Origin of the sequence: Micromonospora sp. U21 (genome assembly GCF_018070045.1) — a bacterium.
Lineage (GTDB): Bacteria > Actinomycetota > Actinomycetes > Mycobacteriales > Micromonosporaceae > Micromonospora.
Map to the genome: position 1 here is coordinate 185,708 of NZ_JAGPYK010000005.1, position 24,079 is coordinate 209,786.

Genomic DNA, 24,079 nt, shown 5'->3' on the forward strand with positions numbered 1-24,079 from the left:
GACCATCCGCCGACGAAGGAGAGACCCGTGACGGTGTCCCTGCCCGCACCCCCGGTGACCCCGATCTCCTGGCGGATGCCCGGGGTGTTCATGCTGCGCACCGCCGGACTGCCGATCGAGGTCGCCGACGAGCTCGCCTTCGACCGGACCGCCGGCTGGTCCCGCCGGGTGCTCGACCTGGAGGACCGGCTCCGGACGACCGGCCGGGACCTGGCCGACGCGCTCCAGGTCGCGGTGGGCCGGAATCTGACCGATGACGGGCTGCGGCAGCGGCTGATCCGGCTGCGTCGGGACGTGTTCAACCTCCGCCCGCCCCGCCCCGCAGACCCGTCGGCCTGGCCGGCTGCGGCGTTGGGCGGGGACACCCACCGGGAGCTGGCCCACTGGCTGGAGACCTTCGCCGCGTATCGCCGGGAGCTGGCCGCCGGCCCGGCGCTGCTGGACGACGAGCTGGGGCGGCGGCGGACCGTGCTGCGTGGCCTCGCCGACGATCCGAACCTGCGCGGTGGCATCCTGCTCGCCTCCCCGTCGCTGGACCGGTACCTCACCGGCTACCTCACCGGGACCGGCCCGCTCGGCAAGCGGGCCCGCCGGGTAGAGCGGTCGCTGCTGGAGTACGCCTACCGCACCGCCGCCAAGACCAGCCCGTTCAGCAGGCTGACCACCGTGAACGTCGGCACCTTCGAGACCGGGACCGGCCATATCCTCGACGTCGCGCCGAGCACCGACGAGGCGGGCGCGGCGATGCGGGGCAGTGCCCGCCTCAACCTGGCCGCGCTGGGCCGGTTGTCGACCATCGTGCTCGCCGACGAGACGCTCCGCGCCGACCTTCCGGTGACCGTGACCAGCGGTTGGCGCATCGCCCACGGCCGACTGCGCTACCTGCGCCGTCGCCGGACCAGCTCGGAAGACGGCGACGCCGCGATCACCCTGGAGTCGATCCACGAGTCGCTCTTCGTGCTCCCCACCGGCCGGGTGCTGCACGACATCCTGGACGCGCTCGCCGGTGGCCGGGTACGACGGATGTGCGACCTGGTCACCGAGCTGGCCACCGACGGGCGCCCCGCCGAGGAGATCGCCCAGTACCTGCACCACCTGCTCCGGGTCGGTCTACTGGTGGTGCCGAACCTGCAACTGGACATCCACGCCGACGACCCGGTGGAGGGTTACCGGGCGGCGCTGCGGCGGATCGGCCGGGACTGGTCCGACCGGCTGGCCGAGCGGGTGGCCGCGGCGAACCGCCTGGCCTCCGCCTATCCGACCGCTGACCTGCCGGGGCGTCGCCGGGCGCTCGACGGGATCCGTGACGAGCTGGTCGCCGCCCACACCGATCTCGGCCGCCCCGACGTCCCCGCCCCCCGCACTCTGGTCTACGAGGATGCCACGCGGCACACCGGCGCCCCGGTGACCGCCGACCGCGAGCGCTGGGAGCGGGAGGTTCTACCCGGCCTGCGGGCGCTCGCCCGGATCATGCCGGTGTTCGACATCAACCTTCCCCGCCGGCTGGCCACCAAAGGCTTCTTCCGGGCCCGGTACGGCGCCGGCGGTCGCTGCGACGACCTGCTCACCTTCGCCCACGAGTTCCAGCAGGACTTCTTCGAGCACTACAGCGGCCGGATGATGCGCCGCCGGGCGTTCGACGCGGACAACCGCTACGTCCGGCAGGAGAACTGGTTCCGGCAGGAGGAGATCACCGCGCTGGACGACGCCCGGCTGGAGGTGGCCCGGCGGATGAACGACGCGTACGACCGACTGCCGGCGGGCGCCGAGGAGCTCGTCCTCGACGATGCGTTCATGGCCGACATCGCCGCCATGGTGCCGGAGACGCTCGGCACGCTCGACCCCCGGTCGTTCTTCCTCCAACTCGCCGACCAGGGTGGGCGGCACCGGGTGGTGGTCAACCGGGTCTACTCCGGAATGACACTGCTCTTCTCCCGCTTCGCGCACCTCTTCGCCGAGCAGGACCTCGCCGGCGCGCTCCGCGCCGAACTGGTCCGGCTCCAGCCGCCCGGCGCGGTGCTCGCCGAACTCAAGGGCGGGTACGACGCGACCAACCTCAACTTGCACCCGGTGGTCACCCCGTACGAGCTGGTCTGCCCGGGGGAGATCAGCCACCGGCCGGCGGCCGAGCAGATCGACATGGACGACCTCAGCGTCGAGCACGACCCGGTCGCCGACCGCCTGCTGCTGCGCTCGCGGCGGCTCGACGCCGAGGTCATCCCGGTCTACCTCGGCTTCCTGCTGCCGATGGCGCTGCCGGAGGTGCAGCAGGTGCTGCTCACGTTCGCCTACCTGGGCATGGCCCAACCCGATCTGTGGGCCGGTACGACCGTGCCGCTGCCCGGCCGGGGCATCGCCGGATACCCCCGCATCGTGCACGGCGACCTGGTGCTGCAACGGCGAATGTGGAAGCTGCACCCGGATCACCTGCCCTCCCGGACGGCCGGGCAGAGCGACGCCGAGTGGTTCCTCGCGTGGCAGCGGTGGCGGCGCGACAACGGCCTTCCGCGCCGTGTGTTCGCCACCCCGGAGGGCACCCGGCTCGCCCCGGCGGCCGGGGACGACGCCGCCCAGGGCGGCGCCCGGCCGGACCACAAGCCGCTGTACGTGGACTTCGACAGCCACTTCTCCCTGCAACTGCTGGACGCAACGGCGCGTGCCGCGGGCAGCCGGCTGGTGCTGACCGAGATGCTGCCGGGCCGCGACGAGCAGGTGCTACACGACAGCACCGGCACGTACGTCACCGAACTGACCGTCGAACTCAACGGTGTCCGAGTTGGAGCAGACCATGACTGACCACCCCTCGCCGATCGACCACGGCTGGCTCAGCGTGCACGTCTTCTACGCCAGCAACGCCAACCCCATGCTGGTCGAGGGGGTCCGCCCGCTGGTGGACGAGCTGCGCGCCGAGGGACTGATCAGCCGGTACTTCTTCATCAAGTACTGGATGGAGGGCCCGCACGTCCGGTTGCGGGTGCTGCCCGCCCCCGGCGCCGACCCGGCGCTGGTCTGCGCCCGGGTCGACGCGGCCATCGGCGCGTTCCTGCGCCGCCGGCCCGCGCTCTACGAGGTGGACAGCGCGGGCCTGGGCGACCTGTACAAGCAGATGTTCCTCGCCGAGTACGGCCGGCAGCGGTGGGACGAGGAGTACGGCCCGAACGGCGACATGCCGATGCGGGCGAACAACAGCTACCACCACATCCCGTACGAGCGGGAGTACGGCCGGTACGGCGGCCCCGCCGGCGTCCAGCTGGCCGAGTGGCACTTCGAGCAGTCCAGTGACGTGGTGCTCGACCTGCTGGCCACCACGAACGTGCACGTCCGTCCGGTGCTGCTCGGGCTCTCCGCCCAGCTCGCCATGATGATGTGCGCCGTCTTCCTCGACGACGACCGGCGGATTGCCAGCTTTCTCGACGAGTACCGGCGCTTCTGGGAGGTCTCCTACTCGGAGCCGAGCGACGACTACCACGCCAGCTTCGACACCAGCTACCGGCGAATGGGCGGCGCCCTGTGCGGCCGGCTCGCCGACATCCGTGCGGCGGCGCGGGAGCAGGCGACCGCGCGCGTGGGCGGAATCGAGGGCCGCTGGCTGGCGCACTGTCGCACGCTGCGCGAACGGGTGGTGGCGTTGGCACGAGATGGCGAGCTGGTCTTTCAGCGTGGCGGTGGTGCACCCACCCCGCTCACGGACCTCGACGCCGCGCTGCCCATACTGCTCAGCTCGTACGTGCACATGACCAACAACCGGCTCGGAGTGAGCATCCTCGACGAGATCTACCTGTCGTACCTGATGCGTGCCGCGCTGCTCGACGACGCACCGGCCGGCGCACGATGACGACGGTCGACGCCACCTGGGCCCGCCCCCGACTGCGCGCCGCCGTCGTGCTCGGCCCCGGCCAGTGGCGGGGCGAGAAGCTCGTGCACCACGTCAAGGACGGCGAGACCGGCTGGTACTACCGGGTCGGGCCGCGCGAGCACTTCCTGCTCTCCCGGATGGACGGCACGCGCACCCTCGACGACCTCGCCGCCGAGTACGCCGCGACGTACCGGCGCAGGCTCGGGCCGGAGAACTGGCAGCAGCTCTTCGGCATGCTGCACCGCCGTCAGCTGCTCGCCGACGCCACCGACCCGGAGACGATCGCCCACCTGACCGCCTCGGCTGCCGAGGGCGCGGCGAAGGCCCGGCGGGGGCCGTTGTCGGCCCGGTGGCCGCTCTTCGACCCGGACCGGCTCTTCAACCGGCTGCTTCCTCGGCTCGGCCCACTGTTCAGCTGGTGGTTCGTGCTGCCGGCCCTGCTGGCGGTGCTCGCCGTGACCGGCTATGTCGCGGTGCACCTGCCGGACCTGATAAAGGGGGTGGGTGGCGGACACCGCCCGCTGGCCGCGATCGTGGCGGCGGTGGTGACCACCTGGGCGATCGTCTTCCTGCACGAGTGTGCGCACGGGTTGACCTGCCGGCACTTCGGCGGCCGGGTCACCGAGATCGGGGTGATGTGGCGGTTCCCGCTGCTGGCGCCGTACTGCAAGGTCGACGACATCGTTCTCTTCACCCCCCGGCGGCGGGTGGCCACCGCGTTCGCCGGCGTGTTCGTCAGCATGCTGGCCCTGGTGCCGTTCGCCGCGATCCGGATCTGGGTAGGGCCCGGTGCGCTGCGCGACCTGGCCGGCACCATGCTGCTCTTCGGCACCGCGACCGCCGCGCTCAACCTGGTGCCATTCCTGCGCCTGGACGGCTACCACATGCTCAGCCACGCCCTCAACCTGGCCGATCTGCGGGCCGACACCTACCGGTTCTGGGGTCGGTTGCTGCGCGGTGGCCCTGCGGCGGTCGCCGGTTACCGCCGCAGGGACCGGCTGATCTACACCGGATACGGCGTGGCCTCGGCGGTCTTCGCGGTCACCGTGCTGACGCTGCTGGTCCGGTTCTGGTACGTCTCGCTGGCCGGCTGGCTCGGGTCCGGCTGGGCGGTCGCCGTGCTGCTCGCCGAGGCCCTGCTGTTACTGGGATTCGCGGGTTACCTGGCCCGCCGCCGGAGTGCGGCGGGCGGGGACGCTTCGGCGGCGGGCACGGCGACGAATCAGGCCGGGTCGGCGCGGCCGAGTCGCCAGTAGCCCATGAAGGCCACCGCCCGCCGGTCGAGACCCCGCTCCGCGACCAGGTGCCGGCGCAGGGCCCGGATGACGCCCGCTTCCCCGGCCAGCCACGCGTACAGCGGAACCGGTGGCACCTCGTCGGGAACCTCCCACAGGATCTCGGTGTCGACGTCCACGTCCGCGACGGGCTGGGCGGCCCCCGTCGCGCCGCCGGCCAGCAGTTCCCCCGCCGCGGCGGCGACGGCCGGCACCAGCCGGCTGCCGTGCCCGCCCGCGCCCCGGGCCAGCCAGCGGACCTCGACTCGCGGGGGAGCCACCAGCGGCAGCACGTCGTCGACGTCGGGAACCTCCAGCACGACCGTGCCACGGGCATCGCGTGGAAGCCGTTCGCAGATGCCGCCGATGGCCGGCACGGCGGTCTCGTCCCCGGCCAGCAGCAGGCTCGCCGCCGATGACGGCCGGAACTCGATCCCGCCGTGGTCGCCGTCGTAGCCGGCGTCCGGCCCGAGGATGGCGATCTCGTCGCCGGCGCTCACTCGCCGGGCCCAGCGGGTCGCCGGGCCGCCGTCGCCGTGCAGCACCAGGTCGACGTCGACCTCGGCCAGGTGCGGCCGGACCGCCCGTACGGTGTAGGTGCGCACAGGACTGCGCAGGTGCTCGGGCAGGGCCCGCCACTTCGCGTACCAGTCCGGTCCCTCCGGCAGGCGCACCTCGCGCTGGCCGGGCAGCGGCAGAGCCAGCTTGATCCGCTGGTCGTAACCGTTGTCGGCGAAGCGGTCGAGGTCTCCTCCGGTGAAGGTCACCCGGATGAAGGACGGGCTCAGCCGGCGTACCGCGCGGACCTCGACGGCGAACATGCGCCACGGGGCGATGGGCCGGGTCTCGGTCATGGTGCCTCTCTGGTGCTCGGCCGGCGTGCTACCGGGGGTGGTTCGCCACGGCGCGGGAGCGCCACAGCAGCCAGACGAAGTAAGGGGTGCCGATCATGGCGGTGACCAGGCCGGCGGGGATCTGGGCCGGGGCGATGAACGTCCGTCCGAGGGTGTCGGCGATGCTGACCAGCGCCGCGCCGAGCAGGGCCGCCACCGGAAGCACCCGGGAGTGCCGGCCGCCGACGAGCGCTCGGGCGGCGTGCGGGGCGACCAGGCCGACGAAGCCGATGACCCCGACGGCGGAGACGGCGGTGGAGGTGAGCAGCGCCGCCGCGCCGAGCGCGACCAGCCGGGTGCGCTCCAGCCGGACGCCCAGCACCCGGGGGGTGTCGTCGTCCAGCGTCATCAGGTCGAGTTCGCGCCGGGCGGCGACCACAGCCGGGGTGAGCACCAGCAGGGCGATCACCACCGGAAGCACCTGTGTGGACGTGCGGCCGTAGGTGGAGCCGGAGAGCCAGGTCAACGCCTTCCCGGTGTTCCAGGGGTCGAAGGCGACGATCAGGTATGTGATCAGCGCGGTGCCGCCCTGCCAGGCGCCGAAGCCGATCAGCACCAACCGGTCGGAGCTGAGCCCGCCGCCCCGCCAGGCAAGGCCGTACACCAGGGCGAACGCCAGCATCGCGCCGAGCCCGGCGACGCCGGAGACGGCCCACACGCCAGCCAGCGGCACGAAGGTCAGCAGCGCGACCGCGCCGAGTCCGGCGCCGGCGGTGATGCCGAGGATGCCGGGTTCGGCGAGCGGATTGCGGCAGACCGCCTGCACGGTGGTGCCGGCGACCGCGAGCGCCGCGCCGGCCAGGACCGCCGCGGCGACGCGCGGCCAGCGCTGGTCCAGCACGAAGGTGTACGCGGGCCCGGTGCTGCCGTTGACCCAGTTGACGAGGTCACCGAGGAGCACCCAGGTGTCGCCGGCGAGCATGCCGACCGTCACGGCGGCGACGGTGACCACGGCGGTGACGGCGACGACGGTGCGGTGGAAGGCCGGGGATCGGACGGCCGCGTGCCCGCCGGGCGGGCGGCGCGTGGGGCCGGCGTCGCGGTGCCGGCGAGCCAACCAGATGAGGATCGCCGCGCCGAACAGGGTGGTGACCACGCCGGTGGGAACCTCCACCCCGGCCTGCCCGCCCATGATGGCGCGCAGCAGCACGTCGGAGCCGAGCACGATGACGACCCCGGTGATGCCGGACAGCGGCAGCAGGACGCGGTGCCGGTGCACCCCGGGCACCACCGGGGCTAGCAGCCGGACGATCACCGGGGCGCAGAGGCCGACGAAGCCGACCGGGCCGGTGAGGGTCACCGCCGCGGCGGACAGCAGGACCGCCAGCACGGTGACGGTGAGTCGGGTACGCCGGACGTCGAGACCGAGCACGGTGGCGGTGTCGTCGCCGAGGGCGAGGATGTCGAGGCGGTGCCCGAGCAACACCAGCACGATGACGGCGCCGACGATCACCGGGGTGAGCTGGGTCAGCGCGACCAGGTCGCTCTGCACCAGTGAACCGTTCCCCCAGGCGAACATGCCGATGGTGGCCTGCTCGAACAGGAGCAGCAGCAGGGTGGTCACCGAGCTGAGCGCCAGCGCGGTCGCCGAGCCGGCGAGGATGAGTCGGGTGGTGCCGGCCTGTCCGCCGGCGGACATCGCCATCACCAGAGCGGCGGCGGCCAGTCCTCCGCAGAAGGCGAGTGCGCCGGCGGGCAGCGCGGGCAGCGAGATGCCGAACGCGGCGACGGAGACGATCGCCAGGTGGGCGCCCGCGTTGACGGCCAGGGTGTCCGGGGAGGCGAGTGGGTTGCGGGCAATGGATTGCAGCGCGGCTCCGGCGACACCGAGCGCGACGCCGATGGCCAGCCCGGCGAGCAGTCGGGGCAGCCGGGAGGCGACCAGGACGCGGGCCGCCTCGTCGTCGGCGCCGGCGGCGAGCCGCAGCAGGTCCAGGGCGCCGACGGTGGAGGTGCCCTGGGTGAGGTGCACCGCGCCGACCACGAGCAGCAGCAGGGTCGCGGCGAGGAAGACGGCGACGACGCGGGGCACGGCCAGCCGTCCGCCCGGAGCTGGCCGGGTGGCCGGCTCCGGGCGCGGGGGTGCGATCAGCACGCTCACACCGTGTAGGTCTTGACGAGCTGGTCGATGTACTGCTTGCCGGACAGCGGGCCGCCGAAGGTCCAGACGCCGTCGGGCATCTTGTGCAGGTTGCCCCGCTGCACGAACGGCAGCGACCTCCAGATGGCGTTGCCGGCGAGACCGTCAGCGAACACGTCGACACCGTCGGAGGCGTTGTAGAAGAGGTGCAGGTTCGGGTCCTTGAGGACGGTCATGCCCTCGACGTCGGTCTGGCCGAGACCCCAGACCTCGTCGGTCTTGCCGCTCCAGGCGTTGCTGAGGCCGAGCTGGATGCCGATCTGGGAGACGAGCGCACCCTGGCCGAACATCCGGATGCTGACGGTGCTGCCCTCCTTCCAACCGTCGGCGATGGCGAACGGGCGGCCGGCGGCACCCGCGTCGGCGATCTTCTTCCTGCCGTCGGCGATGGTCGCGTCGAAGTCGGCGAGCAGCTTCTCCGCCTCGGTGGTCCTGCCGACCGCCTTGGCGATCATGGTGAGGTCCGCGCGCATCCGCCCGAGGTTGTCCTTGGCGTCGCTGCCCTTGGCGACCACGACGGGGACGTACTTCTCGAGCTGGCTGACCAGGCTGCCGGCCCGATCGTCCTCCATCACGACCAGGTCGGGCTGGAGGGCGACGATCGAGTCCACGCTCGGCTCGCCGCGCGTGCCGACGTCCTTGACGCCCGGGTCGAGCTTGGCGGCGGTGACCCAGGTGCCGTAGCCCTTGGCGTCGGCGACGCCGACGGGCATCACGCCAAGGCTGACCAGCATCTCGACCTCACCCCACTCCAGGCCGACGACCTTGGTCGCCGGGGCCTTGAGGGTGACGGCCTTGCCGCGGCCGTCGGTGACGGTGACCGGCCCGCCGGCCGCCGAGGCGGAGGCCTCGGGGGTCGCGGCGTTCTCGGTGGTGCCGCACGCGCTGAGCGACAGCGCGGCCACCACGGCGATGAGGGCGGTGAAACGGGTACGGGTCATGACGATCTTTCTCTGGTGCGGATCGGAGTGGTCGTTCAGATCGGGGTGCGGGTCAGGTGCCGCCCCACGGGGCGGGTGGTGACCAGTCCGGTGAATGGATCGGCGGTCACCTCGATCCGGATCCCGTAGGTCTCGGTCAGGGCGTTCTCGGTGAACACCGCGGTCGGGGTGCCGGTGGCGCGGACCCGGCCGTTGTGCAGCAGGACCACCTCGTCGGCCACTGCGGCTGCCTGGTTGAGGTCGTGCAGCACGACGCCGACGGCGACGCCGTGGTCGTCGGCGAGGTCACGGACCAGGTCGAGGATCTCCACCTGGTAGCGCAGGTCGAGGAATGTGGTGGGCTCGTCGAGGAGCAGGACCGGGGTGTCCTGGGCCAGGCAGGTGGACAGCCACACCCGCTGCAGCTCGCCGCCGGAGAGTTCGTCGACCGGTCGGTCCGCCATCGCGGTGACGCCGGTGACGTCCATGGCCCGGGCGATGGCGACGGGACCGTTCGGATCCTCCGCCCGCCAGCGCCCCCGGTAGGGGTGCCGTCCGTACCCCACGACGTCACGGACGGTGACCCCGCTGGGTACCGGCCGGCTCTGGGTGAGCAGGGTGACCCGACGGGCGAACTCCCTGGCCGGCAGGCTTGCCGCGGCGTCGCCGTCGGCGAGGTGAACCGTGCCGGCCTCGATCGGGTGCAGCCGAGCCAGGGCACGCAGCAGGGTTGACTTGCCGCTGCCATTGGGCCCGACGAGCGCGGTCACCGCACCCCGGCGGAGGCCGATCGTCGCCCCGTGCACCACGGTCACGCCGTGATAGCCCAGGCGGAGGTCGACGCCCGACAGGCTGTGCTCTCCGGCGGCCGACGCCAACTCCTTCTGCATGAGGTTAGGCTAACCTAACCCGAGGATGGCCTGTCAAGACGGTCCGGACCTGCGAATTCGTGCGGCGCTCCGCTCATCGACATAGCTGAGCCGGCGTGGAATGCCAGACCGGTGGGTGGCAACCAGAATTGGCGGGTCGTTGACACTGACGGCGGCCGATCTGGTGGCTACGGTCGTGGATGCCGAGGTTTCCCCGACCACTCGAGGAGTGACCGTATGACCCCCTCGCCGTCCCGGCTCTTCTCCGAGATAGCGACAGCGGAACGGCCGGCCGAGACCAGGGTGGTCATGCGGCGGGCGGTGGTGCTGGGTGGCAGCATCGCCGGGCTCATGGCGGCCCGGGTGCTGAGTGACCACGCCGACGACGTGCTGATCATCGAGCGGGATCCGTCCGATGTGGACGACGGGCCTCGGCTCGGTGTGCCGCAGGGCAGCCAGGTGCACGCGCTGCTGCCCTCCGGTCAGATCCAGTTGGAACGCTGGTTTCCCGGCATCGTCGACGAGGCGCTCGCGCTCGGCGCCCCACCGCCGCCGGGGGATCAGGGCGCGGCGAAGATCTTCGTGAACGGTGTGCTGGGGCTGCCACCGGCACCGTCCGGCACCGGCCCGATGCTGATCACCACGCGTCCGTTCCTGGAGGCGCTGGTCCGGCGGCGGACCCTCGCGATCGACAACATCCGGATCACGTACGGCCGCGCGGACGGCCTGGTTCTCGCCGACCGGCGCGTCACCGGCGCCCGGTACGTGCCGGACGGCGGGACCGAGCCGATCGCCGAACCGGCGGACCTCGTGGTCGACGCGATGGGCCGGTCCAGCCGGCTCAGCGACTGGCTGGCCGACAACGGGTGGCCACGCCCGCCGATGCAGCGGATGCCGATCAAACTCAACTACGCGACCGCGCTCTACAAGCAGGACCCGGCGGTCAGCGACACCTGGGTGGTGGTCTACCACACCATGGCCGGTAAGGGCCGGTCCGCCCGGATCGGTGGGATCAACTCGGTCGAGGGAGGCCGCTGGATCATGCTGGTCGCCGGCTACGACGAGGACCGGCCCAGCCGCGACGTCGCCGACTTCACCGCCCGCTGCCGCCAGCACTACCCGCACATGTTCGGCGACATCGCCGAACATGGCGAGATGCTCGGCGGGGTGGCCACGTACCACCAGGCGGACAGCCGACGCCGGGACTTCCACCTGCTCGACCGGATGCCCGCCGGACTGGTCGCGGCCGGAGACGCGATCGCGTCCTTCAACCCGGTGTACGGCCAGGGCATGACCTCCGCGATGCTGCACGCCTCCTGCCTGTCGGCGTACCTGCGCTCGGACCCGGAGCTGCACGAGGAGCCGGCGCGGGCGTACTTCGACCAGGTGCGGGTGGTCGTCGACGCCGCCTGGCAGATCTCCACCTCGGCCGACATCGAGCTTCCACACGTCGACGGCCCGTACCCACCCGGGTACAAGGTCACGAAGTGGTTCGGTGACCTGGTCTTCCGGACGTCGCTGACCGATCCGGTGCTCAGCGCCCGGCTGGGCCGGGTCACCACCATGCTGGACCATCCGGCGACGCTGAGCCGGCCCGGCACCGTGCTCCGGGCGCTCCGGCTCGGCCTGTTCCGCGGCGGGTCCGCCGCCACCTCGGCGCACACCCCCTAGCCCTGTCCGGCGCGTGGCCGATGACCATGAGCGGGTTGCCGGCGGCCCGATGTACGGGTGGGGGATGCGTGCAGATCACGATCCTCGGCCCGCTCGCCGTCGACGGCCAGCCGGTCCGGGGGGAGCGGCTCACGGCGGTGGTCCGCGCGCTTGTCTGGCCGCCGACCACCCGCTTGAGCCCCTCGGGTGTGTCGTACGCGATGACCGTGCCGCGGTCGATCACCGTGATCGCGTCCGCGAGCGCGTCGGCCTCCTCCAGGTACTGCGTGGTGAGCAGCACGGTCGAGCCGTTCGTGACCAACGATCGGACCACGTCCCACATGTCCTCGCGCTTAACTCGGTCGAGCCCCGTCCTCGTCGACCGAGGCGTACTGGCCGGTGAGGCCGATGGTCTGCCGGACCCGCTCGGCGTCACGTACGACGTCGAAGCCACTGATCCGGGCGGTGCCGCCGTCCGGGGTCAGGAGCGTGCCGACACGTTGCCGAGGCCGTGGCGGCTGCGCCCCCGCGCGCCGGCGGGTGCCGCTGACCGCACCACGGCGCGCGGTCGGCACGCCGGGGGTGTACGGGGCGGCGCGGCAGCGACGAGAATGCCGATCAACGTGAATGTCCCTCGGGCAGCGGCGTCCGGGGGGACGACGGGGGGAGGACGCGGTGTCAACATCAACACGCCTCGGCGCGGCGGGGGTGGTCCTGGGCCTGATCATGGCGGGCCTGAGCGTGCCCCCGGCCGGCGCGCACCAGCGCGATCGCGGCTACTCCGCCGAGATCCGCCGCGCGTCCTACGGCGTCCCGCACATCACCGCCACCAGCTACGCCAACCTGGGCTTCGGCGTCGGATACGTGCAGGCGGAGGACAACCTCTGCGTCATCGCCGAGAAGGTGGTGACGGTCAACGGCGAGCGCTCCCGCTACTTCGGCGCGACCGGTCCGACCGACGCGAACGTGCGCAGCGACCTGTTCTTCCGCAAGGCCATCGACGACCGGGCGGTGGAGCGGCTGCTCGACGGCCGCCGCGACGGCGTGCACTCACCGTCCGACGACGTCCGCGACCAGATCCGCGGCTTCGTCGCCGGCTACAACTCCTACCTGCGCCGCACCGGTGCGTCGAGGCTCACCGACCCGGCGTGCCGGGCCAGGCCGTGGGTGCGTCCGCTGACCGAGCTGGACATCTGGCGTACCACCTGGGCCAGCATGGTCCGGGCCGGCTCGCGGGCGGTGCTCGACGGGATCGTCGCCGCCGCGCCGCCCACCGCCACCGGCCCGGCCGCCGTCCAGGACGCGCCCGGCGCGGCCGCCGTGCTCGCCGCCAGCGACGGCGCCCCCGCCGGGGTGGGCAGCAACGCGTACGGGCTGGGCGAGGCGGCGACCGCCAACCGGGGCGGCATGGTGCTGGCCAACCCGCACTTCCCGTGGGACGGCGCGGAACGCTTCTACCGGATGCACCTCAAGGTGCCCGGCCGCTACGACGTCGAGGGCGCCGCGCTGATCGGCGACCCGATCGTCGAGATCGGGCACAACCGCACCCTCGCCTGGAGCCACACCGTCTCCACAGCCCGCCGGTTCGTGTGGCACCGCCTCGCGCTGGTCCCCGGCGACCCCACCTCGTACTACGTCGACGGTGAGCCGCGGAGGATGACCACCCGCACGGTCACCGTTCAGGTGCCCGGCCCGAACGGCGGCACGGTACCGGTCAGCCGGACCTTCCACGACACCCACTTCGGGCCGGTCGTGGTGGTGCCCGGCACCTTCGACTGGACCGCCGGCACCGCGTACGCCATCACCGACATCAACGCCACCAACAACCGGGCCTTCGACGGCTGGTTGCAGATGGGCCGCGCCGAGACGGTCCGCGACCTGAAGCGGGTGCTCGACCGCTACCAGTTCCTGCCCTGGGTCAACGTGATCGCCGCCGACGCCCGCGGCGAGGCGCTCTACGCCGACCACTCGGTGGTGCCCCGGGTGACCGACGCCCTCGCCGCCGCCTGCATCCCGGTGCCGTTCCAGCCGCTCTACGCCAGCAGCGGCCAGGCCGTCCTGGACGGTTCCCGGTCGGCCTGCGCGCTCGGCGCCGACCCGGACGCCGCCGTGCCCGGCATCCTCGGCCCGGCGAACCTGCCGGTCCGCTTCCGCACCGACTACGTCACCAACTCCAACGACAGTTACTGGCTGGCCAACCCGCAGGCCCCGCTGGAGGGCTACGCGCGGATCCTCGGCGACGAACGGACCCCGCGCAGCCTGCGTACCCGTCTCGGCCTCGACCAGGTGCGGCAGCGCCTCGCCGGCACCGACGGGCTGCCGGGGCGCGGGTTCACCGCCGAGCGGCTGTGGCGGACGGTCTTCGGCAACCGGGTGTACGGCGGTGAACTGGTCCGCGACGACCTGGTCGCGCTCTGCACCGCCCAGCCCACCGGCACCGCCTCGAACGGCGCGAAGGTCGACCTGCGCGCCGCCTGCGCCGCACTGGCCCGCTGGGACCTGCACGCGGACCTGGACAGTCGCGGCGCGCACCTGTTCACCGAGTTCGTCCTGGCCAACGGGCTGCGCTTCGCCGACACCTTCGTCGTCACCGACCCGGTGCGCACGCCGCGCCGGCTCGACACCGCCAACCCGGCCGTGCGCACCGCGCTCGCCGACGCCGTACAGCGTCTCGCCGGCATCCCGCTCGACGCCCGACTCGGCGACATCCAGACCGAGCCGCGCGGCGATCGGCGTATCCCGATCCATGGCGGACGCGCCGAGGCCGGCATCTTCAACATGATCGTCAACAACCGGGTGCCGGGCGCCGGCTACCCGAAGGTGGTGCACGGCTCGTCGTTCGTGATGGCCGTCGAGCTGGGCCGACACGGGCCGTCCGGGCGGCAGATCCTGACCTACTCCCAGTCGACCAACCCGAACTCGCCCTGGTACGCCGACCAGACCGCGCTCTACTCCGGCAAGGGGTGGGACACGATCAAGTACACGGAGGCGCAGATCAAGGCGGACCCGAACCTGCGCACGTACCGGGTGGGGGAGGGCCGCCGCCACTGACCCGCCGGCACGCAGGTGGCCGGGCTCCCTGGCGGGGAGCCCGGCCGGTGCGGTCATCGCCTCCGCGGAGCTGTCCGGCTCAGCGGGGGGTGGGCTGCGGCGCGACAGGCACGCGAGGCGCGACCGTTCTCCGCGCGGTGGTCCAGCTGCCCCTCAGCCCGGTAGACGGCCCCGCGTGGAGACGAAGTGGTACGACATGACGGCGAACTCGGGATCGCGGACCAGCCTGCGGAACGCGTGCAGTTGGTTGGCTGACAGTCCCGCCGCGAGCAGGTCCGGCTCCAGCTGGCGGGAGTTCGTCTCGTAGAGCGACGTTCCGGTCGATCCGCCGACCCAGCTCTGCGAGTGAGTGATGGTGTCGAGATCGGTCAGACCGGCGAGGGCCATCTCGGTGTGCACGTCCTGAGCCCACCCCAGGTCGGCGCCGTGCTCCTGAAGGACACCCATCATGGTGTCCATCACCTGGGCGAAGAGCTTCGCCGCGTCGTCGCTCGGTGCGGTCAGCACCCGCAGTGGTGCGGTGCAGTCGAACTCCTCGACCACCAGCCACCCGCCGGGCGCCAGCGCGCCGGCGAGCGTGCCGAGGACCCGTCGTCGATCGGGCAGGTGCAGCAGCACCAGCCGGGCGTGGATCAGGTCGAACGCGTCCCCGGGTGGCGGTTCGGTGCGGACGTCGTGCTGGCGTACGTGCAGGTTGCCATCGGCCACGAGGTGCGTGGGATCGATGTCGGTGGCCAGCACGTGACCGTCCTCGCCGACCGCCCGGGCGATCCGTCGGGCCATCGAGCCCCCGCCGGCTCCGACCTCCCAGCACCTCGCCCCCAGGCGCAGTACCGGGCGGGCCAGGCGACGCATCGTGATCGGATCCAGGAAGGACTCCAGCGCCTGCATCTGTGGGACGGCGTCCGGTGCGCCGTTGTCAAAGGTGTACGCGCCATCGGTGGTAGCGGTTGCCATCGGTGTCTACCTCTCCGAGAGGGGTCGGGTGACCTACGGGGTGTCGGCCCAGAGCCGAGGTGTTGGTCGGTTGGCCGGGGGCGGCGGGGCGGCGGCGACGCTCAACATCGCCGTCAGCGGGGCCGGATCGGTCCGGGCCTCGGCCGTCGGTCGGTCGTAGACCACCTGGCCGTACTCCAGCACCGCCACCCGGTCCGCGATCTCGATCGCGTGCTGGAGCTGCTGCTCCACGAGCAGCACGGTCAACCCGTCGGCGGCCAGGCCACCGATGAGCTCGCGGACCCGTGCCGCCAGGTCGGGGGCGAGCCCCTCACACGGTTCGTCGAGCAGCAGCACCCGTGGTTGCCCGAGCAGGGCACGGGCTATCGCCAGCATCTGCTGTTCGCCGCCGGACAGTTCGCACCCGCGGTGACGCAGCCGCACCGCCAGCCGAGGCAGCAGCTCGAGGATCCGCGCCACCGTCCAGCCCTCGCCGCCGGGGGTCGCGGCACGCCACGGTGCGGCCGCCAGGACGAGGTGCTCGGCCACGGTCAACCGGGAGAAGACCCGCCGGCCCTGCGGGACGAGACCGACCCCGGCCTGAGCGATGCGGTGTGGTTGCCGGCCGGCCACGCGCACCCCGCCGATCTCGATGCGACCGCTGGAGGCGCGCACCAGGCCGGCGATCGTGTGCACGAGGGTGCTCTTGCCCGCGCCGTTGCGACCCACCACGGCCTGGACGCTGCCCGGAGGCACCCGCAGGCTCACCTCGTGCAGCACGGTTCCGCCGGCGTAGCCGGCGCAGAGACGCTCCACACACAGCATCAGGACACCCCGTCGGCGTAGGCCTGCCGCACCAGCGGCGAGGTACGGATCTCGTCCGGCGTCCCGGCGGCCAACGTCCGGCCGTCGCGCAGCACGGTGACCGCGTCGGAGAGGGCGTACACCAGGTCCAGTCGATGCTCGACCAGCAACACGGCGACCGCCCTGGGCAGCGCCCGGAGCAGCTCGACCAGCCGGCCGACCTCGGTGGCGGACAGCCCGGCCGCCGGTTCGTCGAGCAGCAGCAGCCGGGGGCGACCGGCAAGGGCCATCGCGATCTCCAACTGGCGTCGTTGTCCGTGTGCGAGGTGGCCGGCGGGCACCGCCGCGACGTCGGTCAGGCCCATCTGCTCCAGCAGCGGGCCCGCCCGGTGGTGCGCGGCGCGTCGACGTCCGCCGGGCCGCCACCCGCGGCGCCGGATCACCCGGGGCAGCGCGGCGACCACGACGTTCTCCGTCGCGGTGAGCGTCGGAAAGACCGCGGGCCGTTGGTGTATCCGGTTGATGCCTCGGCGGGCCCGCGCGGCCGGGCCGAGCCGACTGACGTCCCGACCGTTGAACCGCACCGTGCCGCGGTGTGGCTTCGTCGACCCGCCGATCACGTTGAGCAGGGTCGTCTTGCCGGCTCCGTTGGGGCCGATGAGCGCGTGCCGCTGGCCGTCGTGGATGCACAGGTCGACGCCGGCGAGCGCGGCGAGCGAGCCGTAGCGCACGCTGACATCCTGGGCGCTGAGCAGGCCGGTCATGCGTGCAGCTCCGGTACCGGGGCGTGGTCACGGGCGGCCGGGGCGTCCGGTCTACTCGGCGGGGCGGTCGGCGGGCGCAACCTGACCCGTGCGCCCCGGACCCGGTTGACGCCGGTGGGCAGCAGGTAGACCGTCGCCACGAACAGCGCGCCCAGCACCAGCGGCGCGTGGCCGGGCAGCACCCCGAACAGCCAGTCCCGCACGGCGATGACGAGCGCCGCGCCCACCAGGGCGCCACCGACCGAGGCCGTACCACCGATGACGACACCGAGCAGCAGCAGCGCGGAGGTGTCGAAGCCGAAGTCGGCGGGCGAAATGTACTGCTGGGCGACGACCAGCAGCGAGCCGGCGGCACCGGCTATCGCGCCGGCGGCGATGTGCGCGCCGGACAGGTGCAGCGGCACCCGGTGCCCGCTGGCCCGCAGCCGCGTCTCGTCGTCCCGGCCGGCACGCAGCAGCAGCCCGAACCGGGTACGCAACAGCAGCAGCACCGCGCCGACCAGTGTGGCCACGACGACCAGCGTGTACAGGTAACGCGCCTGGTCGTTCGCGAGGACCGGCAGGCCCCAGAACGGGCGGACCGGGGATATGCCGGCCAACCCGTCCGTGCCACCGGTCACCGACCGCCACCGGCCGAGGACGGTCACGACGAGTTCACCGATGGCCAGAGTGATCATCAGGACGATCACCCCCCGGGCGGGGACGACGAGCGGCACAGTCAACGCGGCCAGCACCGCCCCGGCCCCGGCCGCGACGGCGAGTTGCACGACGCCGACGTCGGAGATCTGGCTGCCGAGCACGGCGCAGGCGTAGGCGCCGGCCGCGTACGGTGCGGTCTGGCCGAGGGTGGGCATGCCGGCGACACCGGTGAGCAGCGCCACGCTCACCCCGACCAGGCCCAGCGCCAGCGTCCGGGCGAGGATCGCCGCGGTGTAGTCGTCGACCGCCCAGGGCGCCACGACCAGGCCGGCCAGGACGAGAGCCGCGACGGCGCCGCGTACCCGGCGGATCACCTCGTCCCTCATGTCACCCTCCGGTTGGTGGCGAAGCCACGCGCCCGCACGGCGAGGACGGCTGCCATGGCGGCGAACAGCAGGAACGGCGCGGCGGACGGCAGCAGCGCCACTCCCAGGGTCTGGATCTCCCCGATCGCGAGCGCGGCGAGCAGCGTGCCCGCCATTGACCCGAGACCACCAAGGACGACGACCACCAGGGACAGCAACAGGACGGTGTCGGCGGTGTCCGCGCCGGGGCCGATGATGGGCGCGCCCAGCACCCCGGCCGCGCCGGCCAGCGCGCCGGCGGCGGCGAGCACACCGGCCCGGATCCGCGCGGGACTCACACCCATGCAGGCGACCATCTCGGCGTCGTCGACGGCCGCCCGGACCAGCATCCCGGCCCGGGTGCGCCGCACCGCGAGGTAGAGCCCGGCGGCGATGACCGCGGCGACGACGATGAACACCAGCCGGTACGCGGCGTAGCGGTGGCCGGCGACGACCACCGACCCGTCCAGGGCGGCGGGGACCTGGACCTGCGGATCGTCGGGGCCGAAGCCGGCGACGAGCAGGCTGCCGCCGGCCAGCGCCACCCCGAAGGTCAGCAGCGCCTGGGTGAGGTGGTTGCCCGTGGCGACCGGCGTGAGCAGGCCGGCCAGCAGCACACCCGCCGCGGCCGCGGCCAGCACGCCGACCGCCAGTGCCAGCGCCAGGCTCGCCCAGCCGCCGTCGAGCAGGGCGGCGGCGGTGTACCCGCCGATCGCGTAGAGCGTGCCGTGCGCCAGGTTGAGGATGTTGGCGACGCCGAAACAGAAGACCAGGCCCGACGCCGCCACGAAGACGAGCAGCCCGTAGGCGACCCCGTCCAGCGCCGGGATCAGGTACGGGTCGATCCGGTTCGTGCCGGCCGCCACCGCGATCACCGGCCGATGGTCGCGAGGTCACCCACGACGGTGTTGGACAGCGCCCGACCATCCTGGCGGACCTGCCGCAGGTACCACTTCTGCACCGGCGAGTGCGTGGTGGTGGAGAACTGCCAGGTGCCGCGCGGGCTGGCGATCTGGCCGAGCTGACCGATGGCCGTGTTGATGGCCTCCGGAGTCGGGTCGCTCCCGGCGGCCCCGATGGCCCGGTCCAGTACCGCCGCCGCATCATAGGAGGCCAGCGCGTACGTCGTGGGGGAGCCGTCGTGCTTCGCCTTCCACGCCGCGACGAAGGCGCGGTTCTCGGCGTTGTCGAGGTCGGGCGAGTAGTTGAGCACCGAGTAGATGTCCCGGGCCGCCTCGCCCTGCGCGTTGAGCACGCCGCCCTCGGTGAGGAACCCTGCCGCGTACAGCGGGACGTCCTTGATCTCGGACTGCGCGTACTGCTTGACGAAGTCGACGGCGGCGCTACCGGCGTAGAAGGTGTAGACGGCCGCCGCACCCGAGGCCTTGATCCGGGCGAAGTACGGGGTGAAGTTGGTCGTGGCCGGGAACGGGGTGAACGTGGTCTTGCCATCGGGGTTGGCGAGCTTCCCGCCGGCCTGGGCGAACGCGTCGGTGAAGCCACGCAGCTCGTCCCACCCGCCCTGGTAGTCCGGGCCGATCGCGTACACCGAGCCCTTCACGTTGTCCCGGACGTGCTGCGCGATCGCCGCCCCGGGCTCGTCGGAGAGGTACGAGGTGTGCCAGACCCGGGAGACCTCCTTGAGCTCCGGTCGGCCGTTGGAGCCGACGAGCGGCACCTTGGTCTCGTTGAGCAGGGGGTAGACCCCGGCGACCGAGCCGCCACCGACGATGCCGGTGAGCGCGACCACGCGGTCCTGCTTGAGCAGTTTGGTCGCCGCCGGCACCGCGGTCGCGGCGCCGTTGCCCTCGTCGGCGACGACGAGGTCGACCTGTCGGCCGCCGAGTTTGCCGTCGTGGGTGGCCAGGTAGAGCTCGAAGCCGTCGCGGATCTCCTTACCGACGGCCTGGTACGTCCCGGACAGCGACGCGAGCAGGCCGATCTTTATCGATCCGCTGGCACTCGTGCCCGGCCCGTCGTCGCCGCACGCTGTGCCGACGGTCAGCACGAGCGCGAGCAACGAGGCGGTGACGGCACGGCTGCGCCGAGGGGTGGTGAGAGGCATGTCTTTCTCCAGGGGAAGGGAGGGGTCTCCGGCGTGGGGGCGCCGGGATTGTCAGCGGCTGCGGGCGAGCGCAGCCCGGGCCGCGGGGGTCAGCGCGTCCCCGATCCGGTTGGCCAGCTCGGTCATCTCGTAGGACACCTTGCCCACGTCACACTCCGGTGCCGCGAGCACCAGCAGCGAGGCGCCGTCGTTGAAGGCCATCGAGAACATGAACCCGCCTTCGAGCTGTGTGACGTTGGAGATCACCGCGCCGGCGTCGAAGAAGGCCGCCGCGCCCCGCAGCAGGCTGACCAGCCCGCTGCCCGTCGCGGCCAGTTGGTCGGCGCGATCCGGCGGCAGGTCGCGGGTGGCGGCCACCATCAGACCATCGCTGGAGATGGCGATCGCATGGCTGACCTCGGTCGCGCGAGCGGCGAAGTTGTCCAGCAGCCAGCCGAGATCCTGTTGGTCGCTCACGTGCTCTCCTGTCGCGTCATTTGTTGCCGAGGTTGATCGGGGTACGTCGTCGGGTCGCCACTCCGCGCGCGTACGCGGCCATCGCCGTCGCCACCTGGGCCGGATCGCGGTACTCGGACCGCTGCTGCTGGGGCACGGTGACGCCACCGGGCACGAGATGCCGTTGCGGCTGCCGTTTGGGCAGGCCGGATGTTGTGGTCGTGGCGACCTCGGGGGTGGTCGCCTGGGCGGCGGTGCGCCAGGCGTCGTCGGCCGGACTGGACCACTCCCGGCCGTCCTGACCGTCGACGACATCGGTGTGGAACCAGTGGTTGACCTGTTCGAAGATGAGCAGCTCCTCGGTCGACGCCTCACCCCGGTCCGTCGGCGTGGGGGCGGGTCGGAACACCGGCGCCGCCGGCAGGGTCCGCTCGACCGGGGCGCGCCCTGCGGTGGGCTGCGGGCGCGGCTGGTACGGCGGTGGAGGGTTGGTCGTACGGGCCGCCCGGCGTGACAGCCGCCCGGGTGCGAGCAGGTACTCCTCCGGTGGCAGAGACCGGATCATCGCCGCGGGCAGTGTCGCCTCGGCGAGGGTGCCGCGTCGGGGGCCGCGTCGCAGTTGGACGCTCGCCCCCAACCGGGCCGCGAGCTGGCCCACGACGACCAGCCCCATCGCGCGTACGGCGGCGACATCGATGGCCGGCGGGCGGGCCAGCAGTTCGTTGAGCTGCTGCAGCCGCTGCGGGGACAACCCCACGCCCCCGTCGCTGATCTGGACGATGACCCGGTCACCCAGGCTCCGGCCGGTCACCCATGCCTCGCTCCCCGGCGGCGAGTACGTCGTCGCGTTGTCCATGAGTTCGGCGAGCAGGTGCACGACCTCGTCGACGGACTTGGCCGCGACGGCGACGTCCCCGTCGATCATGCCGAGCCGGATCCGCGCGTAGTGCTCGATCTGCGACAGTGCCGCCTGGAGCACCTGTTGCAGCGGCACGTCGTGCTGGCGTACCCGACCCACGCCGACGCCGCCGAGCACCAGCAGGCTGGCGTTGATCCGTCCCATCCGGGTCGCCAGGTTGTCCAGGGTGTAGAGCTGGTGGAGCCGGTCGGGATCGGTCTCGTCCCGCTCGACCAGATCGACCTGGGCCAGGACGGCGTCGACCAGCCGCTGCTCACGGCGGCTCAGGTGGATGAAGATGTCGGCGGTGTTGGCGCGCATGACGGCCTGTTCGGCGGCGGTCCGCACGGCGGCCCGGTGCACCGCGCTGAACGCCTGGCCCAGCTCGCCGATCTCGTCGTCACTGGATGGTTCGAGGGCGGCGCTGGACTGCTGGCGGGCCAGCTCGTGGGGGTCGACGGCGGCGCTTCCCGGCTGTTGGAGTCGGGCCACCACGGCGGGCAGCTGTTCGAACGCGACGGCGTTGGCCGCGTCGCGCAGGCGACGCAACCGCCGGGTGATCTGCCGGGCCACGGCCCAGGTCACCAGCGCGGTCAGCAGCAGTGCCAGGAGGACGCTGACCGCCTCGGCCACGGCCCGGCGGCGCTGGTCGGCGTGCGCGGCCCGGACGTCGTCGAGCACCGCGTCGTCGACCCGGCCCCGCAGCTCGGAGAGGCGGGCGGCACGGTCCTGCGTCGTGGACACCCAGGAGTTGGTCGCCAGTTGCAGTCGCGTCCCCGGCTGGGCTCGGGACACCTCGTCCTGCATCCGTTGCAGTACGAGCGCCTCCTTGCCGGTACCGACCTGGTCCCACCAGAGGCTCCAGTCGGGTGGGGCCAGGGCGAGGAACGACAGGCTCGATTCGGTGTAACTGGTACGGGCGGCGGTGATGTCCTGCTGCATGGCGGGGGTCAGCTCGCCGGCCGCGACCGCGCGGAGCACGGCGACCTGCTGCTGGCCGATCGCCTCCGCCGTCTTCGACAGCGCCGCCGAGGCCCGGATCCCGTCGGCGAGCTGAGCGTTGACCACCCCGTGCGAGACGTTCTCCCGGAAATTGATCAGGTCGGCGATCGCGATGCGGTAGCTGAAGGTCATCGCCGAGACCGAGGCGTGCGCCGCCGTGCGCACCTGGGTTCGCAGTGGAGCGAGGCCGTCCAGGGCCGTGTCGATGCGTCGCAGGAGGGGCCGGTTGGCGTCGGCGTCGGCGGGCACCCGGTCGCGCTGCCGGCGGTAGCGAGCGACGGCATCGTCGGTGGCGGCCATCTCCGCGCCGAAGGCGTCCTGCTGCTCCGGGGCGGCGTAGGTGAGCAGGTCGGCGGCGGCGATGCGCTCGCGTTGCAGCCGGTAGGCCAGGTCACCGGCCTCGGCGCCGAGACGCGCCAGCACCTCCAGATCGCTGGCGCGGGTCGTCTGGCGGGCGCTCTCGGTCAGCGCCAGGCCGGCGAACCCGATCACGGCGACCAGCGGTGCCGCGACGATGAGGCGCATCCGTCCGGCGATCTTCCAACCGCGTCGCCGGGTCGGGTAGGGTCGGGCCGCGTGGGACCTCGTGCTCGACGCCAAGATTGACTCCCACGACTCGTCGATGACGGTCTATACGCACGTTGCCGAATGCAAGTCCCATTCGGCCGGAACGCGCGCCCGGAGACCAGACCTGACCGTGGTACAAACTGCCCGTACCAGCATCTGTACCCAGAGTCAGCAGGCGGTGACGCGGCGGCGATGACGCGGGTCTGCGAGGTCAGCGCTGGTCGTCGTGGGGGCCGGCCGCCCGACGCCGTGCACCATCGTCCGGGTCCGGCTGGCCGTTGAGCACCTGGCCGATCAGCTCACGCAGCTCGTCGATGGCGTCCACCACCGCGCCCGGGTCGCGCGCGTCGCGCCGACCACGCTGGTGTGGCACCGGTGGGTCCGGCCGTACCGGGTCCGGGGAGCGGGGGCCGCGGCGGCCATCGGCCGCCAACTGCTCGGCCGCGACCTGCGGCCACAGTTCCGCCAGCCGGCCGCCGGTGTCGAGGACGTCGTCACAGCGGACCGCGAACTCGTGGCTACCGAACCGGCGACCCGACTCCACCGCCGCGACCGTCTCCCGACTGAACCGCACCAGGTCCGCCAGGGCCCGCTGCGTCAGGCCCCGTCGGACCCGGCAGCTGCGGAGTTCCCATCGGAACCGCTCAGTGGCGGCGGAGTGAGCAGCGCTCGACGGGGACGTGTGTTCCATGCGCTCACCTTCATGGCACCAGCGAATCGACAGTGGGCGTCCGATCGAGATTAGCTGATGGGTCGAACATTCATAGGGGGCAATTCTTAACCCATGATGGTATGGGTGTGAAGACGTTGGCCGACCTGGATCGTCGAGGAAAGCGCGACCAGGGGTGCGGCGGACCCGCTCCGGAGCGCCCGCGGTGCGCGGTGGGCCCGGCCGCTCCACGCCCGATCCGT

At 72.6% G+C, this 24,079-nt stretch carries 19 protein-coding genes; 5 read left to right on the plus strand and 14 right to left on the minus strand.

Features of this window, described 5'->3' with window-relative positions:
- Positions 1 to 27 precede the first annotated feature (27 nt).
- From KBX63_RS08970 to KBX63_RS08980, 3 genes are read left to right on the plus strand one after another with little or no spacing between them, the layout of a single operon-like run.
- Positions 28 to 2,796 (plus strand): lantibiotic dehydratase, encoded by a 2,769-nt coding sequence (locus KBX63_RS08970; protein WP_210910515.1) that lies wholly within the window; start codon positions 28 to 30, stop codon positions 2,794 to 2,796.
- Positions 2,789 to 3,835 carry a thiopeptide-type bacteriocin biosynthesis protein gene (locus KBX63_RS08975; RefSeq protein WP_247661971.1) on the plus strand — a complete coding sequence of 349 codons (1,047 nt, stop codon included), beginning with the start codon at positions 2,789 to 2,791 and terminating at the stop codon, positions 3,833 to 3,835. The genes KBX63_RS08970 and KBX63_RS08975 overlap by 8 nt, the downstream gene beginning before the upstream one ends.
- A complete protein-coding gene (locus KBX63_RS08980) occupies positions 3,832 to 5,112 on the plus strand; it encodes a M50 family metallopeptidase (RefSeq protein WP_210910517.1) in 1,281 nt (426 codons plus the stop codon). The genes KBX63_RS08975 and KBX63_RS08980 overlap by 4 nt, the downstream gene beginning before the upstream one ends.
- Here the strand turns inward: KBX63_RS08980 and KBX63_RS08985 are convergent.
- The 4 genes from KBX63_RS08985 to KBX63_RS09000 are packed head-to-tail and all read right to left on the minus strand — an operon-like array spanning position 5,079 to position 9,973.
- Positions 5,079 to 5,984, minus strand: a complete 906-nt coding sequence (locus KBX63_RS08985) for a siderophore-interacting protein (RefSeq protein ID WP_210910518.1) — start codon at positions 5,982 to 5,984, stop codon at positions 5,079 to 5,081. The two genes, KBX63_RS08980 and KBX63_RS08985, sit on opposite strands and share 34 nt — an antisense overlap.
- Positions 5,985 to 6,012: 28 nt before the next feature.
- Positions 6,013 to 8,115 carry an iron ABC transporter permease gene (locus KBX63_RS08990; RefSeq protein ID WP_210910632.1) on the minus strand — a complete coding sequence of 701 codons (2,103 nt, stop codon included), beginning with the start codon at positions 8,113 to 8,115 and terminating at the stop codon, positions 6,013 to 6,015.
- 5 nt (positions 8,116 to 8,120) lie between these two features.
- On the minus strand, positions 8,121 to 9,104 hold the full coding sequence (locus KBX63_RS08995) for an ABC transporter substrate-binding protein (protein ID WP_210910519.1): 984 nt from the start codon (positions 9,102 to 9,104) through the stop codon (positions 8,121 to 8,123).
- 35 nt (positions 9,105 to 9,139) lie between these two features.
- A complete protein-coding gene (locus KBX63_RS09000) occupies positions 9,140 to 9,973 on the minus strand; it encodes an ABC transporter ATP-binding protein (RefSeq protein WP_210910520.1) in 834 nt (277 codons plus the stop codon).
- A 216-nt stretch (positions 9,974 to 10,189) separates the two neighbouring features.
- Here KBX63_RS09000 and KBX63_RS09005 point away from each other — a divergent pair, with 216 nt between their 5' ends.
- Complete coding sequence (locus KBX63_RS09005; RefSeq protein ID WP_210910521.1) at positions 10,190 to 11,623, plus strand: NAD(P)/FAD-dependent oxidoreductase; 1,434 nt, start codon at positions 10,190 to 10,192, stop codon at positions 11,621 to 11,623.
- Between the two features lie 332 nt (positions 11,624 to 11,955).
- On the opposite strand, the gene KBX63_RS36685 is transcribed toward KBX63_RS09005, so the two are convergent.
- Entirely contained in the window at positions 11,956 to 12,177 is a 222-nt protein-coding gene (locus KBX63_RS36685; protein WP_374102199.1) for a hypothetical protein, read from the minus strand.
- A 151-nt stretch (positions 12,178 to 12,328) separates the two neighbouring features.
- Between KBX63_RS36685 and KBX63_RS09015 the strand changes: the two genes are divergently transcribed.
- On the plus strand, positions 12,329 to 14,653 hold the full coding sequence (locus tag KBX63_RS09015) for an acylase (RefSeq protein ID WP_247662014.1): 2,325 nt from the start codon (positions 12,329 to 12,331) through the stop codon (positions 14,651 to 14,653).
- A gap of 153 nt (positions 14,654 to 14,806) precedes the next feature.
- Here the strand turns inward: KBX63_RS09015 and KBX63_RS09020 are convergent, their stop codons facing one another.
- From KBX63_RS09020 to KBX63_RS09060, 9 genes are all read right to left on the minus strand, one after another.
- A complete protein-coding gene (locus KBX63_RS09020) occupies positions 14,807 to 15,610 on the minus strand; it encodes a class I SAM-dependent methyltransferase (protein ID WP_210910523.1) in 804 nt (267 codons plus the stop codon).
- A 33-nt stretch (positions 15,611 to 15,643) separates the two neighbouring features.
- Positions 15,644 to 16,414, minus strand: a complete 771-nt coding sequence (locus KBX63_RS09025) for an ABC transporter ATP-binding protein (protein ID WP_210910524.1) — start codon at positions 16,412 to 16,414, stop codon at positions 15,644 to 15,646.
- Positions 16,414 to 17,157: an ABC transporter ATP-binding protein gene (locus KBX63_RS09030; protein ID WP_210910525.1), complete on the minus strand. Its 744-nt coding sequence runs from the start codon at positions 17,155 to 17,157 to the stop codon at positions 16,414 to 16,416. Before KBX63_RS09030 ends, KBX63_RS09025 begins: the two co-directional genes overlap by 1 nt.
- Entirely contained in the window at positions 17,154 to 18,182 is a 1,029-nt protein-coding gene (locus KBX63_RS09035; protein WP_210910526.1) for a branched-chain amino acid ABC transporter permease, read from the minus strand. The genes KBX63_RS09030 and KBX63_RS09035 overlap by 4 nt, the downstream gene beginning before the upstream one ends.
- Positions 18,179 to 19,075: a branched-chain amino acid ABC transporter permease gene (locus tag KBX63_RS09040; RefSeq protein ID WP_210910527.1), complete on the minus strand. Its 897-nt coding sequence runs from the start codon at positions 19,073 to 19,075 to the stop codon at positions 18,179 to 18,181. The genes KBX63_RS09035 and KBX63_RS09040 overlap by 4 nt, the downstream gene beginning before the upstream one ends.
- On the minus strand, positions 19,072 to 20,265 hold the full coding sequence (locus tag KBX63_RS09045) for an ABC transporter substrate-binding protein (RefSeq protein ID WP_210910528.1): 1,194 nt from the start codon (positions 20,263 to 20,265) through the stop codon (positions 19,072 to 19,074). Before KBX63_RS09045 ends, KBX63_RS09040 begins: the two co-directional genes overlap by 4 nt.
- Positions 20,266 to 20,316: 51 nt before the next feature.
- The gene (locus KBX63_RS09050) at positions 20,317 to 20,721 is read right to left on the minus strand and encodes a roadblock/LC7 domain-containing protein (RefSeq protein ID WP_089021419.1); all 405 of its coding nucleotides are present in this window, start codon (positions 20,719 to 20,721) and stop codon (positions 20,317 to 20,319) included.
- Between the two features lie 16 nt (positions 20,722 to 20,737).
- Positions 20,738 to 23,125, minus strand: coding sequence for a nitrate- and nitrite sensing domain-containing protein (locus KBX63_RS09055; protein ID WP_210910529.1), 2,388 nt, complete (start codon positions 23,123 to 23,125; stop codon positions 20,738 to 20,740).
- A gap of 253 nt (positions 23,126 to 23,378) precedes the next feature.
- Positions 23,379 to 23,858 (minus strand): helix-turn-helix transcriptional regulator, encoded by a 480-nt coding sequence (locus KBX63_RS09060; RefSeq protein WP_210910530.1) that lies wholly within the window; start codon positions 23,856 to 23,858, stop codon positions 23,379 to 23,381.
- Positions 23,859 to 24,079 lie beyond the last annotated feature (221 nt).

What these genes read in the sequence shown, in the direction of transcription:
- KBX63_RS08975 (WP_247661971.1), top strand. Translation starts at nt 2,789, where the DNA reads ATGACTGACCACCCCTCGCCGATCGACCACGGCTGGCTCAGCGTGCAC.
- KBX63_RS08980 (WP_210910517.1), top strand. Translation starts at nt 3,832, where the DNA reads ATGACGACGGTCGACGCCACCTGGGCCCGCCCCCGACTGCGCGCCGCC.
- KBX63_RS08985 (WP_210910518.1), bottom strand. Translation starts at nt 5,984, where the DNA reads ATGACCGAGACCCGGCCCATCGCCCCGTGGCGCATGTTCGCCGTCGAG.
- KBX63_RS08995 (WP_210910519.1), bottom strand. Translation starts at nt 9,104, where the DNA reads ATGACCCGTACCCGTTTCACCGCCCTCATCGCCGTGGTGGCCGCGCTG.
- KBX63_RS09000 (WP_210910520.1), bottom strand. Translation starts at nt 9,973, where the DNA reads ATGCAGAAGGAGTTGGCGTCGGCCGCCGGAGAGCACAGCCTGTCGGGC.
- KBX63_RS09005 (WP_210910521.1), top strand. Translation starts at nt 10,190, where the DNA reads ATGACCCCCTCGCCGTCCCGGCTCTTCTCCGAGATAGCGACAGCGGAA.
- KBX63_RS09015 (WP_247662014.1), top strand. Translation starts at nt 12,329, where the DNA reads ATGGCGGGCCTGAGCGTGCCCCCGGCCGGCGCGCACCAGCGCGATCGC.
- KBX63_RS09020 (WP_210910523.1), bottom strand. Translation starts at nt 15,610, where the DNA reads ATGGCAACCGCTACCACCGATGGCGCGTACACCTTTGACAACGGCGCA.
- KBX63_RS09025 (WP_210910524.1), bottom strand. Translation starts at nt 16,414, where the DNA reads ATGCTGTGTGTGGAGCGTCTCTGCGCCGGCTACGCCGGCGGAACCGTG.
- KBX63_RS09030 (WP_210910525.1), bottom strand. Translation starts at nt 17,157, where the DNA reads ATGACCGGCCTGCTCAGCGCCCAGGATGTCAGCGTGCGCTACGGCTCG.
- KBX63_RS09035 (WP_210910526.1), bottom strand. Translation starts at nt 18,182, where the DNA reads ATGAGGGACGAGGTGATCCGCCGGGTACGCGGCGCCGTCGCGGCTCTC.
- KBX63_RS09045 (WP_210910528.1), bottom strand. Translation starts at nt 20,265, where the DNA reads ATGCCTCTCACCACCCCTCGGCGCAGCCGTGCCGTCACCGCCTCGTTG.
- KBX63_RS09055 (WP_210910529.1), bottom strand. Translation starts at nt 23,125, where the DNA reads ATGCGCCTCATCGTCGCGGCACCGCTGGTCGCCGTGATCGGGTTCGCC.
- KBX63_RS09060 (WP_210910530.1), bottom strand. Translation starts at nt 23,858, where the DNA reads ATGGAACACACGTCCCCGTCGAGCGCTGCTCACTCCGCCGCCACTGAG.